At 73.8% G+C, this 12,084-nt stretch carries 13 protein-coding genes; 1 reads left to right on the forward strand and 12 read right to left on the reverse strand.

Going from position 1 to position 12,084, the window contains the following annotated elements:
- Positions 1 to 44: 44 nt before the first annotated feature.
- The 12 genes from ACFPBZ_RS16510 to ACFPBZ_RS16565 form a co-directional block, all read right to left on the reverse strand.
- Positions 45 to 737 carry a nitroreductase family protein gene (locus ACFPBZ_RS16510; protein ID WP_378037172.1) on the reverse strand — a complete coding sequence of 231 codons (693 nt, stop codon included), beginning with the start codon at positions 735 to 737 and terminating at the stop codon, positions 45 to 47.
- Positions 738 to 740: 3 nt separating this feature from the next.
- On the reverse strand, positions 741 to 1,127 hold the full coding sequence (locus tag ACFPBZ_RS16515) for a nuclear transport factor 2 family protein (protein ID WP_378037173.1): 387 nt from the start codon (positions 1,125 to 1,127) through the stop codon (positions 741 to 743).
- A 30-nt stretch (positions 1,128 to 1,157) separates the two neighbouring features.
- Positions 1,158 to 1,799, reverse strand: coding sequence for a TetR/AcrR family transcriptional regulator (locus ACFPBZ_RS16520; protein WP_378037174.1), 642 nt, complete (start codon positions 1,797 to 1,799; stop codon positions 1,158 to 1,160).
- 64 nt (positions 1,800 to 1,863) lie between these two features.
- Positions 1,864 to 2,970 (reverse strand): acyl-CoA dehydrogenase family protein, encoded by a 1,107-nt coding sequence (locus tag ACFPBZ_RS16525; RefSeq protein ID WP_378037175.1) that lies wholly within the window; start codon positions 2,968 to 2,970, stop codon positions 1,864 to 1,866.
- Positions 2,967 to 4,274 (reverse strand): acyl-CoA dehydrogenase family protein, encoded by a 1,308-nt coding sequence (locus ACFPBZ_RS16530; RefSeq protein WP_378037176.1) that lies wholly within the window; start codon positions 4,272 to 4,274, stop codon positions 2,967 to 2,969. Before ACFPBZ_RS16530 ends, ACFPBZ_RS16525 begins: the two co-directional genes overlap by 4 nt.
- A 12-nt stretch (positions 4,275 to 4,286) precedes the next feature.
- A complete protein-coding gene (locus ACFPBZ_RS16535; protein WP_378037177.1) occupies positions 4,287 to 5,432 on the reverse strand; it encodes a thiolase family protein in 1,146 nt (381 codons plus the stop codon).
- Complete coding sequence (locus tag ACFPBZ_RS16540) at positions 5,429 to 5,845, reverse strand: Zn-ribbon domain-containing OB-fold protein (protein ID WP_378037178.1); 417 nt, start codon at positions 5,843 to 5,845, stop codon at positions 5,429 to 5,431. The genes ACFPBZ_RS16535 and ACFPBZ_RS16540 overlap by 4 nt, the downstream gene beginning before the upstream one ends.
- Positions 5,842 to 6,639 (reverse strand): SDR family NAD(P)-dependent oxidoreductase, encoded by a 798-nt coding sequence (locus ACFPBZ_RS16545; protein WP_378037179.1) that lies wholly within the window; start codon positions 6,637 to 6,639, stop codon positions 5,842 to 5,844. Before ACFPBZ_RS16545 ends, ACFPBZ_RS16540 begins: the two co-directional genes overlap by 4 nt.
- Positions 6,636 to 7,865, reverse strand: coding sequence for an acyl-CoA dehydrogenase family protein (locus ACFPBZ_RS16550; protein ID WP_378037180.1), 1,230 nt, complete (start codon positions 7,863 to 7,865; stop codon positions 6,636 to 6,638). Before ACFPBZ_RS16550 ends, ACFPBZ_RS16545 begins: the two co-directional genes overlap by 4 nt.
- Positions 7,862 to 8,629: an SDR family NAD(P)-dependent oxidoreductase gene (locus tag ACFPBZ_RS16555; protein ID WP_378037181.1), complete on the reverse strand. Its 768-nt coding sequence runs from the start codon at positions 8,627 to 8,629 to the stop codon at positions 7,862 to 7,864. The genes ACFPBZ_RS16550 and ACFPBZ_RS16555 overlap by 4 nt, the downstream gene beginning before the upstream one ends.
- Entirely contained in the window at positions 8,626 to 9,648 is a 1,023-nt protein-coding gene (locus ACFPBZ_RS16560) for a phosphotransferase family protein (protein ID WP_378037182.1), read from the reverse strand. The genes ACFPBZ_RS16555 and ACFPBZ_RS16560 overlap by 4 nt, the downstream gene beginning before the upstream one ends.
- 82 nt (positions 9,649 to 9,730) lie before the next feature.
- Positions 9,731 to 10,519 carry an enoyl-CoA hydratase/isomerase family protein gene (locus ACFPBZ_RS16565; RefSeq protein WP_378037183.1) on the reverse strand — a complete coding sequence of 263 codons (789 nt, stop codon included), beginning with the start codon at positions 10,517 to 10,519 and terminating at the stop codon, positions 9,731 to 9,733.
- 206 nt (positions 10,520 to 10,725) lie between these two features.
- Here ACFPBZ_RS16565 and ACFPBZ_RS16570 point away from each other — a divergent pair, with 206 nt between their 5' ends.
- On the forward strand, positions 10,726 to 12,081 hold the full coding sequence (locus ACFPBZ_RS16570; RefSeq protein ID WP_378037184.1) for an MFS transporter: 1,356 nt from the start codon (positions 10,726 to 10,728) through the stop codon (positions 12,079 to 12,081).
- Positions 12,082 to 12,084 lie beyond the last annotated feature (3 nt).

Consider the following 12,084-nt stretch of genomic DNA (forward strand, 5'->3'; position numbering starts at 1 on the left):
TCAGTACCGAGACTAGGTTCGAGGACACGGGCTGACAAGAGCGGTCAGCGGGCGGCGAGGCCGCGGACGTCGGGGGCGCTCGGCAGGGCCTCGTCCCACCCGTCCCAGTGGACGACGTCGTCGACGGCGGGTCGGCGCGCCCGGCCGAACCGCTCGCCCACGGTGAAGGCCAGCGGGGTCAGGCACACCTGCTGGACGCGTCCGTAGGGGATGCCGAGCAGGTCGGCGACGTCGCGCTCCCGGTTCAGGTGCATCGTCGTCCAGCAGGTCCCGAGCCCGCGGGCGCGGGCGGCGAGCATGAAGCTCCACACCGCCGGCAGCACGCCGCCGAGCAGGGAGGCGCTCGCCATGGCCGAGACGTGGTCGAGCCGGGCGCCGTCCAGGCAGGCGATGACGATGGTGTCCACCTCGTGCAACGCGCGCTCGAGGGCGTCCGCGCTGCGAGCGGTGCGCTCCTGGGTCTGCGCGGCCTGCGGGTCGTCGACCTCGACGCGCCCGATGTAGCCCTCGGACCCGCGGTAGGTGTCCTCGTAGACCTGGCTGTAGATCCCGGCGAGCTGCGCACGCAGGTCGGGATCCCGCACGACGACGAAGCGGGCGCGCGGCACGTTGGAGCCCGCCGGCGCCTGGAGCGCCAGCTCGACGCACTCCCGGACGAGCTCGACCGGCACGGGGCGGCCCGGGTCGAGGCGGCGTCGGACCGCGCGGGTGGTCGCGAGGACCTCGTCGATCTCCATCGCTCAGGCACCGCCCGCCGGGAGCTCGAACATGCCGAAGTCGGGCCGGAAGAACGCCTGGTAGCGCACGACCCGGCCGTCGACGACCAGGGCCGTGGCGGTGAAGGAGCCGGTCCCGCGGCCGTCGGCCTCGGTGACGATGCCGTGGACCATCTCGAGGTCGCCGTCGACGCTGCTGCGCCGGACCTGATGGCGGCGGCCGACGGCCGGGCGTCCCGCGACGTAGGCCTCCAGGTCGGCCCGACCGGTCCCACGGACGTCCGCCCCGGGGATCGCGATCAGGAACTCGACGTCCGGGTCGACCAGCTCGAGTCCCCGCAGGGGGTCCGGGCCGTCCAGCCGCTCGTAGTACTCCTCGATGACCACGGTGCCGTCCTCCTCGTCGGTCACGGGTGGGTCGGCGCGACCGGCGGTCGCACCTCAGGGCGTCTCGTCGCGCCCGGCGATCATGCGGACGGCGCAGCCCTCCACGAAGGTCGAGATGTCGGCGAGGTCGAGCGGGCCGCCGGGGCGGTACCACCGCCAGACGCCCACGATCAGCCCCAGGAGGCTGCGCGCCATGACCTGCGGGTCGCGGTCGGGGAACTCCCCGTCGGCGATCCCGCGCTCGATCAGCTCGACCCAGTTGCGCTCGACGCGCGCCACGAGCACCCGGCACGCCTCGCGCTCGGACTCCTCGCGCGCGGAGACCCGGGCGCCCGCGAGCAGCCCGATGTTCGCGACGAGGATCCGGTTCTGCTGGACGTCCTGCGGCGAGAGCGCGTAGGCCGCGCCGACCGCCGCGCGGAGCCCGGCGAGCGCCGTCGGCGCGCCGTCGGTGGCCTCGCGGAACGCCACGTCGGAGTTGCGCAGACCCAGGCGCATGACCGTCAGCAGGCAGTGGGCCTTGGACTCGAAGTAGTGGTAGAGCGCGGTCTGGCCGATGCCGACGCGGTCGGCGACCGCGGACCACTTGGTGCCCTCGTACCCGGTCTCCCCGAAGCACTCGACCGCGGCCGCCAGGATCGCGGGCCGCTTCGACCGGGGGCCGTCGTCGACCTCGGTGAGTGCCTCGATGCTCATGCTCGGCCCCTTCGGCTGGCTGGTGGCACCCACCCTAGCCAGCACCTGAACCGGGTTCACCGCGTCAGATCCCGATCGCGGCGAGCAGGGCGTCCGCGCCGGCCGTCCCGAGCAGCGCCGCACTGCTCGCGGCCCGCCGCACGTGCAGGTGGGCCACGTGCTCCCAGGTGAACCCGATCCCGCCGTGGACCTGCACGGTCTCGGCCGCCACCCAGCCGTAGGCCTCCCCGCAGACCAGGGCGGCGGTGGCGACGGCCGCGGGGACCTCCGGCGGAGCGTCCGCCAGGGCGGCGGCCGCCCACCCCGACGCGGACCGGGCGGCCTCCACCCGGACCGCCATGTCGGCACAGCGGTGCTTGACCGCCTGGAACGTCGCGATCGGGCGACCGAACTGCACCCGCTGGCGGGCGTGGTCGACCGACAGCTCCATCGCGGCCATGGCGCCGCCGGTCTGCTCGCAGGCCAGCGCCGCCCGCCCCCGGTCGAGCACCCGCTCGACCGCGTACCGGGCGTCCCCGGGGTGACCCACGCGCCGCGCGGGCGTCCCGTCGAGCAGGACGTCGGCGAGCTGCCGGTTCGGGTCGAGCGCCCGCAGCGGGGTGCGGACGAGACCCTCGGCGTCGCCGTCCACGGCGAACACCGCCGGCTCCCCCTCCATGGCGGCGACCACGAACAGCAGGTCCGCGGTCGCGCCCTCCACGACCTGGAGCTTCGTCCCGGTCAGCCGCCACCCGTGGTCGTCGTCGCCCTCGGCGCGCGTGCGGACGCGGTCGGGGTCCCACGCGTCGTGGTCCTCCCGGTGGGCGAACGTGGCGGTCCGGCCCCCCTCGACGAGGTCGGCGAGCAGCTCGCGGCGCAGGTCGTCGGTGCCGTCGAGCGCGAGGAGCACGCCGACGCCGAGCACCGCCGTGGAGAACCACGGCAGCCGGACCGGGCGGCGTCCCAGTTCCTCGGCGATCACCGCGACCTCCCGGAAGCTCGCCCCGGCCCCGCCGAGCTCCTCGGGAACGTCGAGGCCGACCAGCCCGAGCTCGCCCGCGAACCGGCGCCACACGTCCGGGTCCCAGCCCCGGTCGGGATCGGCGGACGGCTCGGTCCGCCGGGTCAGGAAGTCCCGGACGACCGCCCGGAGGTCCTCGGCGTCGGCGTCCGGCGTGATGCGCAGGCTCACGGCGTCCCCTCCTCGTCGGCCACGGCGGCCAGGACCTCGGCGTAGCGCTCCCGCGACTCCGCCCGCAGGGTGGGCAGCAGGTACGGGGGGAACAGGCCGTCGTCGGGCTCGGTGCCGCGGAGCAGGGCCTGCGCGAGGTTGATCTTGTGGACCTCGGTCGCGCCGTCGGCGAGCCCCATGTGGAAGGACTCCAGGACCCACTTGCCGAAGGGCAGCTCCTTGGAGATGCCCAGCGAGCCGTGGATCTGGATGGCGCGCCCGGCGACGTCGGCGAGCACCTTGGGCATCGCCGCCTTCACCGCGGAGATGTCGGCGCGGACCCGGCGGTAGTCGTCGTACTGGTCGATCCGCCACGCTGTGCGCAGCACCAGCAGGCGGAACTGCTCGAGCTGGATCCAGGAGTCGGCGATCATCTCCTGGACGAGCTGGGTGTCGGCCAGCCGCCGGCCCTTCGTCGTCCGCGAGACCGCGCGGCGCTTCATCATCTCGAAGGCGGCCGACACCAGCCCGACGGTGCGCATGGCGTGGTGGATGCGGCCCCCGCCCAGTCGGGTCTGCGCGACCGCGAAGGCCTCGCCGCGCTCGCCGAGGATGTGGTCGGCGGGGATGCGGACGTCGGTGTAGCGCAGGTACTGGTGGGTGCCGACGGGCTCGTCGTGCCCCCACACCGAGACGTCGCGGACCCGCTCGACCCCCGGGGTGTCCGCCGGCACGACGAACATCGACATGGACCGGTGGCGTTCGGCGTCCGGGTCGGTGACGGCCATGACGATGAGGAACTCCGCGAACAGGGCGTGCGAGGAGAACCACTTCTCGCCGTTGATGACCCACTCGTCACCGTCGAGCACGGCGGTGGTGCGGAACCCGGTGGGGTCGGACCCGCCGTGCGGCTCGGTCATCGAGAAGCTCGAGACGATGTCGCCCTCGATGAGCGGCTCGAGGTAGGTCTTCTTCAGGTGGTCGGTGCCGTAGTGGGCGAGGATCTCGGCGTTGCCGGAGTCGGGCGCCTGGCAGCCGAACACGACGGGGCCGGAGTGGGTGCGGCCCAGCTTCTCGTTGAGCAGGGCCAGCCGCAGCTGCCCGTAGCCCTGGCCACCCAGCTCGGGACGGAGGTGCGCGGCCCAGAGCCCGCGCTCGCGCACCTGCTGCTGCAACGGGCGGATGAGCGCGTTGCGCACCGGGTCGCGCGGGTTCCAGGCGTGCTCGACGACCTGGTCGACGGGCTCGACCTCCTCGCGGACGAACTCCTCGACCCACTCCAGCTCCCGGGCCACCTCGGGCTCGGACTCGAATCCCCAACTCATGTCGTGCGACTCCTAGCGTGTGAGCACGGTGCAGGCGGAGATGCCCGGCGCGCCGTAGACGTGGGTGAACCCGACCTGCGGGTCGCCCGGTACCTGGTGCTCCCCCGCGTCGCCGCGCAGCTGGAGCACGTTCTCGTAGACCTGCCGCAGCCCGGAGGCGCCGATCGGCTCGCCGTTGGCGAGGCAGCCGCCGTCGGTGTTGACCGGCAGCCGGCCCTCGATCGCGGTGGCGCCGGAGGCGATGAGCTCCTCCTGCTCGCCGTGCTCGCAGAGACCGGTCTCGGCCATGTGCATGAGCTCGGCGCCGGACTCGGTGTCCTGGACCTGGGCGACGTCGACCTCCGACGGCGCGATCCCGGCGGCCGCGAACACCGCGGCCGCGGACTCGACCGTCGGGGACGGGGCGCGCTCGGTCGCGAGCCACGGGGAGAACACCTCGAAGGAGCCGTAGCGGCGGCTCCGGAACGTCGCCCCGCGCAGGTACACCGGACGTTCGGTGTAGCGCCGGGCGTCCTCGGCGCGGCAGAGCACGAGGGCCACCGCGCCCTCGGCCGGCGAGCAGTACATGTACTGCGTCAGCGGGTCCGAGATCATCGTCGCGCCGGCGATCTCCGCGACGTCCATCGGCTTCCGCCGCCAGGCCATCGGGTTGCGGGCGCCGTTGCGGAAGGCCTTGGCGGCGACCTCGGCCAGCACCCCGGGCTTCATGTCGTGGTCGTGCAGGTAGCGCTGGATCTTCATCCCGAAGAACTGCGTCGTCACCATCATCCCGGTCTCGCCGTACCAGGACCCGATGCCGTGCTCGGCGGGGTCGGTGTCGAACGCCCCGCGCGGGTGCTTGTCGAAGCCGATGACGATGCCGATGTCGTGCTGCCCCGAGCGGATCGCGGCGTCGGCCGCGATGAGCGCGGAGCCGCCGGTGGCGCAGCCGTTGGCGACGTTGATGAACGGGAGCCCGGTCAGCCCCAGCTCGGAGACCAGGGTGTCGGCGTCGCCCGCGGAGTGCGACCCGCCGAAGCCGAACTGCATGTCGGAGAACCGCAGCCCGGCGTCGCGCAGCGCCCCGCGGGCCGCGTGCACGGCCTGCGCCCGCCCGGACACCCCCTCGGTGCGCCCGAACCGGTGCATCCCGATCCCGACGATCGCGACCTCGCTCATGACGCCCTCCCGACGAACGCGAACGTGTGCACCGGCCCGTCGGCGTCGGTCCGGAACGGGACCAGCGCGAGCTCGACCGGCATCCCGATCTCGAGGCGGTCGGGGTCGGTCTCCACCAGCCGCGACTCCACGATCAGCTGCCCGGGCAGCTCGACGTAGCCGACGGCGTACGGCTCGTGCTCCGCGGTGCCGGTGTACGGCGGCTTGGGGCGGAAGCCCTGGCTGGTCCAGGACCACAGCGTGCCGGTGCGGGACAGGGCGACGTCCTCGGTGCCCGAGCCGGTGCACCGCGGGCAGCCGTCCTGGGCGGGGAAGGTGTACGCGTCGCAGTCGCGGCAGCGGCTCCCCCGCAGCGCGGGGCCCTCCGCGGTCTCGGTGAGCAGGGACGGGTCGACGAACCTCGGGGCGCTCACGGCGCGGCCAGCCGTCCGCCGTCGACGGCCAGCAGGGCGCCGGTGGTGTAGCTCGCGTGCGGTCCGCACAGGTAGAGCGCCGCCCCGACGATCTCGGCGGGCTCGCCCACGCGCTCCAGCGGCCAGCTGCGGGCCATCGCCGCCACCGCGTCGGGGTCCCAGGACCGGCTGATGTCGGTGGCGAACGGGCCGGCGAGGATCGTGTTGACCCGCACCGTCGGCCCGTACTCCTGCGCGAACCCGGCGGTCAGCGTGTTCAGCGCCGCCTTCGCCGCGGTGTACGGCAGGTCCCCGGCCGTGGGCCGGCCCGACCCCATCGACGAGATGTTCAGGACGACCCCGCCGCCCCGCCCGGCCATCCGTCGGCCCGCGAGCGCGGTGAGCCGGAAGGGGCCCTTGACGTTGACCGCGAAGACCTTGTCGAAGAGCTCCTCGGAGACCTGGTCGAGCGAGGGGTAGGTCGGGGCGATCCCGGCGTTGTTCACCAGGACGTCGACCGGCCCGAGCTCGTGCTCGACCTCGTCGAGCAGGTCGCCCACCTGGTCCCACTGCCCCACGTGGGCCGCGTGGGCGGTCACCCGGCGGCCCGTCGCGGCCGAGAGCTCCTCGGCGAGCGCGGCACACGCGTCCTTCTTCCGCGAGGCCACCGCGACGTCCGCGCCCGCGGCGGCGAACGCGATCGCGATCTCCCGCCCCAGGCCGCGGGAGCCGCCGGTCACGAGGGCGGTCCGCCCGGCCAGCGGCGCCGTGTCCGCCCGGACCGCCGCGACGGCCTCGGTCACCGATGCGCTCATCTCGGGATGTCCTTCCACGCCACGCCGCGGTCGGCGCGGGGTTCCGGCGGCAGCCCCAGCAGGCGCTCCGCGATGATCGTGCGCTGGACCTCGTCCGACCCGCCCGCGATCCGGTAGCCCGGGGCGCCCAGGACGTGCTCGGTCCAGCGGTAGCTGCCGTCGCCGGCGTCGGCGATCAGCCGGGACCCGAGGATCGCGGCGGCCGCCTCCGACACGGCGGTGAGGCGCTGGGTCCACGCCAGCTTGCGCAGGGACCCGATCGGGCCGGGTTCCACGCCGGCCAGACGGGCCTCGCGGTCGCGGCGGGCCGACACGGCGGCGACCTTCTCGGCCGCCCAGACACCGGCGAGCAGTCGCCGGACCTCGGGGTCGTCGAGGCGGCCGTAACGGCGGGCGTCGTCGAGGAGCTGGTCGAAGCCGCCCCCGAGGTCGGCGTTCGCGCCGGAGTGCCCGCGCTCGAAGCCGAGCGTCGCGAGCGTGACGCCCCAGCCGCCACCGACCTCCCCGAGCCGCCACGCGTCCGGGACGCGGACGTCGTCGAGGAACACCTCGCAGAACGACGACCCGCCCGACATCTGGCGCAGCGGCCGTACGTCGACGCCAGGGGTGTCCATGCGCAGGAGGAACGCCGTGAGCCCCTGGTGCTTGGGCACGTCCGGGTCGGTGCGGCAGATCAGCTCGCCCCACTCGGCGAACTGCGCCCCGGAGCTCCAGACCTTCTGCCCGGTGACCACCCAGGCGTCCCCGTCGCGGACCGCGCGGGTGGACAGCCCGGCCAGGTCGGACCCGGCCGAGGGCTCCGAGAAGAGCTGGCAGGCCGTGGTGTCGCCGCGCAGGAGCGGCTGCACCAGCTGTGCGGTCTGCTCCGGCGTGCCGAAGAGCTGCACGGTCGGAGCGATCAGGGCCGTCGACACCGACGTCAGCTCGTGCTGACCCGGCGTCTCGAACTCCCGCTCGGCCTCGGCGAAGGCCTCCTCGTGCAGCGCCGAGAGGCCGGCGCCGTCGTGCTCGATAGGCCACGAGAGAGCCCCGTAGCCGGCGTCGTACTTCGTGCGCAGCCAGTCCCGGATCCGCCCGAGCAGCCGGCGCTCGTCGTCGTCGGGCAGGTCGTGGAAGACGGCCACCGACCGGCGGCCCTCCTCCCCGCGGGGAGGCACGTTCTCGGCGAGCCACTTCCGCGCGCGGTCGGTGAACTCGTCGAGCTCGGTCTCGCTGACGGTGGTCATCGTGCCGTCCACCCTCCGTCGACGGTGAGGATCTGTCCGGTGAGATAGCTGGTGGCGGGCGAGGCGAGGAACAGCAGCGCGGTATCGAGCTCCGCGGGCTCCCCGGCGCGCCCGAGCATCGTGTTGCGGCCGATCCAGCGCACCGAGCGCTCGTCGTCGAAGAGCGCCTCGTTCATCTCGGTGCGGAACCAGCCGGGGGCCAGCGCGTTGACCCGCACCCCGCGCCCGCCCCAGTGCCCCGCCAGCTCGCGGGTCAGGCCCAGCAGTCCCGCCTTCGAGGCGGCGTAGCTCGCCCCGCCCAGCGGCGCGGCCGAGACCAGCCCGAGGATCGAGCTGACGTTGATCACCGCCAGCCCCTGCGGCCCGGCCGCCTCGGCGGCGAGCCGGGCCAGGTGGAACGGCCCGACGAGGTTGGTGCCGAGGACCTCGGCGAACCCGGCCGAGGTCTCGTCGGCCGGCTTCGCCCCGCTGTCGACCCCGGCGTTGTTGACCAGGAGGTCGATCGTCCCGGAGCCCTCCCGGACCGCCGCGACCAGCGACTCCCGGCCGTCCTCGGTGCCGAGGTCGGCGGCGACGGGACGGATCGCGGGGCGGCCCGCCGCGAGCTCGCGGAGCCTCGCGTCGCGGCGGGCCGAGGTCCACACGGTCGCGCCGGCGGCGGCGAGCACCTCGACGAAGCGCGCCCCCAGTCCCGAGGAGGCGCCGGTGACGACGGCGGTGCGGCCGGTGAGGTCGAACAGCTCGGCCGGGGCCGCGGCGGTCACGCGGCACCCCCGGCGAGCAGGGAGCGGGCGGAGGAGATGAGGGCCGCGACGGTCGGCGGCAGCTGTTCCTGCACCGGGTCGTGGTGGCGGCCCTCGCGATGACGGCGCAGGTTGTGCCCCATGATCGCGGCCATCTTCATGCGGGCGAGCGCGCGGAACCACCGTCGTCCGGGTCCGGCCTCGAGCACGGGTCCGCCGCCCTCCCGGTAGGGCGCGACGAGCTCGTCCTCGGTCGGGAGGCCCTCGACGGTCCGTCCGACCCCGGGGAAGAGCGTCCCGTCGGTGAAGACCCCGAACCAGCCGAGGTCGATGCGCGGGTCCCCGACGCCCCAGATCTCCCAGTCGACCAGCGCGGTGGGCGTGGTCCCCCGACACAGCAGGTTGCCGAGCCGGAAGTCGCCGTGCACCAGCACCGGCGTGACGGCATCGGGGACGTCCTCGCGGAGCGCCCCGAGCAGCTCCTCGGAGCCGGGCCGGAGCTCCACCGGCACCGCCCGCATCGTCTGCTCCCACCGGTCCAGCTCGTCGCCGGGTCCGGCCGGATCGGGCAGCACGCCGCCCGCCGCGCGGACGTCGTCGGCCAGCCGGTCGGTGGGCACCGCGTGCAGGGCGCCGAGGACGCGGGCGGCGGCGACCATGCGCTCGTGCGCCAGGTCCGGCGGGATCGCGGTGGCGACGTCGAGCACCGGCTCGACGGCCTCGCCGTCGGCGAGCTCCATCGCGAACCAGGCGGGCTCGACCTCGTCGCGGGCCAGCACCGCCGGGACCGGCAGGCCGTGCCCGGCGAGCGCCGAGAGCACGTGCGACTGCCGCAGCACGTCGTGGCGTCCCCGGGCGGGCCGGCCCGGTGGGACGGCCTTCACGACGACGCCGGCGTCGCCGTCGCGCAGGACGTACGTCAGCCCGGACCGGCCGCCCTCGAGCACGGTCAACGGACCGGCGCCCGGCGCACCCAGGGACGCCCGGACACGGGCCGCGAGCTCCGGGTCCGCGTCCACGGACACCGCCTGCTGGGTCATCGGTTTCCTCCCACCGGATCGTCGTCGGCCCGGGCGGACCCGCCGGCGGCCCGGGCGGGCCGTCGGCGTCGTCGTGCGTGGGTCAGCGACCCGTCCACTTGGGGTCGCGCTTCTCCAGGAAGGCCGCCACGCCCTCGGCGGCGTCGTCGGAGTTGAGGGTCACGCCGACCGCGAGGTGCTCCATGACCATCAGCGACGCGATGTCGGCGTCGAGGCCGCGGTCGACCGCCATCTTGGTGAGCTTCATCTGGAACGGGCTCTTGTCCGTCAGGTGGCTGACGAACTCCTCGACGCACTCGTCGAGCTGGTCGGCCGGCGCGCTCGCGTTGACCAGGTCGAAGGCCTCGGCCTGCTTGCCCGTGAGGAGCTTGCCGGTGAGCATGAGCTCCTTGGTCTTGCGAATGCCGATCATGCGCGGGAGCCGGTAGATCGGGCCCGCGCCGCCGAACAGGGCGCGGCGGATGTGGAAGTCCCCGATGAGGGCGGTCTCGTCCGCGATCGCGAAGTCGCAGGAGATCATCACCTCGAACCCGCCCGCGGTGACGTAGCCCTCGAGGACCGCGACCGACGGCTTGGACATGTTGTAGAAGCGGTCGCACACCTTCGCGGAGACCACGGCCACGTCCATCGCCGTGCTCGTGCCGATGAAGTCGGCCTGCAGGCTGTCGAGGTCGAAGCCCGAGGAGAAGGTGTTCCCCCGGCCACGGACCACCACGGCGCGAATCTCGTCGTCCGCCTCGATCTCGGTGATGATCTCGTCGAGCCGGTGCAGCATCGGCACGGTGATGCAGTTGCGCTTGTGCGGCCGGTTGAACCAGACCCGCGCGATGTGCCCGTCCCGCTCGAACTGGATGTCGTCCTCGGCAGCCATCGGAACCTCCATGTTGAACTGAATTCAGGTCAAAGCATGGGCCGACCGACGAGCCCCTGTCAACCCCGCGCCGCGGGCCGGTCGAGCGTGGTCGAGGGCCAGTGATCGGCTTCATGGTGCTACTTGAACTGATGTCAGTTTGGTGGCTACCGTCGCCTCGCCGCGGTGACGAAGGGTCCTGGCGGCGGAGCGCGAAGGAGCGCCGCATGACGACGAACACCCGGAGCGACCGCGACGTGGTCGCCCGCAGGGCCAGCACGGCCGCGGCCGTGGGCACGGCCATCGAGTACTACGACTTCGCGATCTACGGCTCCCTCGCGGTCGTCCTCGCGAAGCTCTTCTTCCCCGCCACCCAGGGCTTCGTGGCGCTCCTGTCGACGCTCGGGGTGATCGCCGGCGCGTACGTCATCCGGCCGATCGGCGGCCTGCTCTTCGGTCGCCTCGGCGACCGGCGGGGCCGGCGCACGGTGCTCCTCGCGACGGTCGCCCTCATGGGGATCGCCACCACGCTCACCGGTCTCCTCCCCACCTACGCCTCGGTGGGCGTCGCGGCCCCGATCCTGCTGACCGTCCTGCGCCTGCTGCAGGGACTGTCGGCGGGCGGAGAGGTCGGCGGCGCCGTGTCGCTGTCCACCGAGTCCTCCCCGTCGAAGCGACGGGGGCTGTTCGGGTCCGCGACCTCGATCGGGGTCGCGATCGGCCTCGCCGGCGCCGCCGCCGTCGTGGGCACCGTGAGCGCCCTGACGACCGCCGAGCAGATGGCCGCCTGGGGCTGGCGCGTGCCGTTCCTCATCGCCGCACCGCTGCTCGTCGCCGCCGTGATCTACCGGCTCAAGGTGGAGGACTCGCCGCTGTTCCTGCAGATGGTCGAGGAGGCGGCGCCGCCGAAGGCACCGCTCACCGAGGTCGTGCGCGACCACAAGGGGGGCCTGTTCCGGCTCATCGGCCTGGCGTACTCGACGCTGACCACCGGTGCCCTCGCGTCGATCTACCTGGTGGTGCACCTCTCGGGCGTCCTGAAGTACTCGCTCTCGAGCAGCCTCTGGCTCACGGTCCTCATCATCCTGGTCCCCATCGGGATCATCCCGTGGGCCGGCGCGCTGAGCGACCGCTTCGGGCGCAAGCGTCTGCTCGCCACCGGCATGGTCGGCTTCGTCGTCCTGTCCGTGCCCTGCTTCTGGCTCATGCAGCAGGGCTCCCTCGCGCTCGCCGTCGTCGCCGCGCTGATCCTCAACGTCCCCTTCGCCATCCAGCAGGGGGTCGTCTACACGATGTACGCGGAGCTGTTCCCGACGCGGGTCCGGTACTCCGGGGTGTCCCTGGGCTTCAACCTCGGCGGCATCATCGGCACCGGGACCGCCTCCCTCGTGGCGGCCTCCCTCGTCGCGGCCACCGGCGTCACGATCGCCCCGGCCTTCTACGCCGTGTTCGCCGCGGCGGTCGGGCTCCTCGTGCTGCTCGCCATCCACGAGAGCTCCGGCAAGGAGCTCGCGAGCGGCGTCGCGCCGGCCGCGGCCGACGCCCCGGTCACCCCGGCCGTGCCCACCCCCGCGGACCGGTGACCA

It is taken from the genome of Actinomycetospora atypica (assembly GCF_042653685.1).
In the GTDB taxonomy this organism is placed as follows: domain Bacteria; phylum Actinomycetota; class Actinomycetes; order Mycobacteriales; family Pseudonocardiaceae; genus Actinomycetospora; species Actinomycetospora atypica.

What these genes read in the sequence shown, in the direction of transcription:
- ACFPBZ_RS16550 (WP_378037180.1), bottom strand. Translation starts at nt 7,865, where the DNA reads ATGACCACCGTCAGCGAGACCGAGCTCGACGAGTTCACCGACCGCGCG.
- ACFPBZ_RS16510 (WP_378037172.1), bottom strand. Translation starts at nt 737, where the DNA reads ATGGAGATCGACGAGGTCCTCGCGACCACCCGCGCGGTCCGACGCCGC.
- ACFPBZ_RS16545 (WP_378037179.1), bottom strand. Translation starts at nt 6,639, where the DNA reads ATGAGCGCATCGGTGACCGAGGCCGTCGCGGCGGTCCGGGCGGACACG.
- ACFPBZ_RS16535 (WP_378037177.1), bottom strand. Translation starts at nt 5,432, where the DNA reads ATGAGCGAGGTCGCGATCGTCGGGATCGGGATGCACCGGTTCGGGCGC.
- ACFPBZ_RS16530 (WP_378037176.1), bottom strand. Translation starts at nt 4,274, where the DNA reads ATGAGTTGGGGATTCGAGTCCGAGCCCGAGGTGGCCCGGGAGCTGGAG.
- ACFPBZ_RS16570 (WP_378037184.1), top strand. Translation starts at nt 10,726, where the DNA reads ATGACGACGAACACCCGGAGCGACCGCGACGTGGTCGCCCGCAGGGCC.
- ACFPBZ_RS16560 (WP_378037182.1), bottom strand. Translation starts at nt 9,648, where the DNA reads ATGACCCAGCAGGCGGTGTCCGTGGACGCGGACCCGGAGCTCGCGGCC.
- ACFPBZ_RS16520 (WP_378037174.1), bottom strand. Translation starts at nt 1,799, where the DNA reads ATGAGCATCGAGGCACTCACCGAGGTCGACGACGGCCCCCGGTCGAAG.
- ACFPBZ_RS16565 (WP_378037183.1), bottom strand. Translation starts at nt 10,519, where the DNA reads ATGGCTGCCGAGGACGACATCCAGTTCGAGCGGGACGGGCACATCGCG.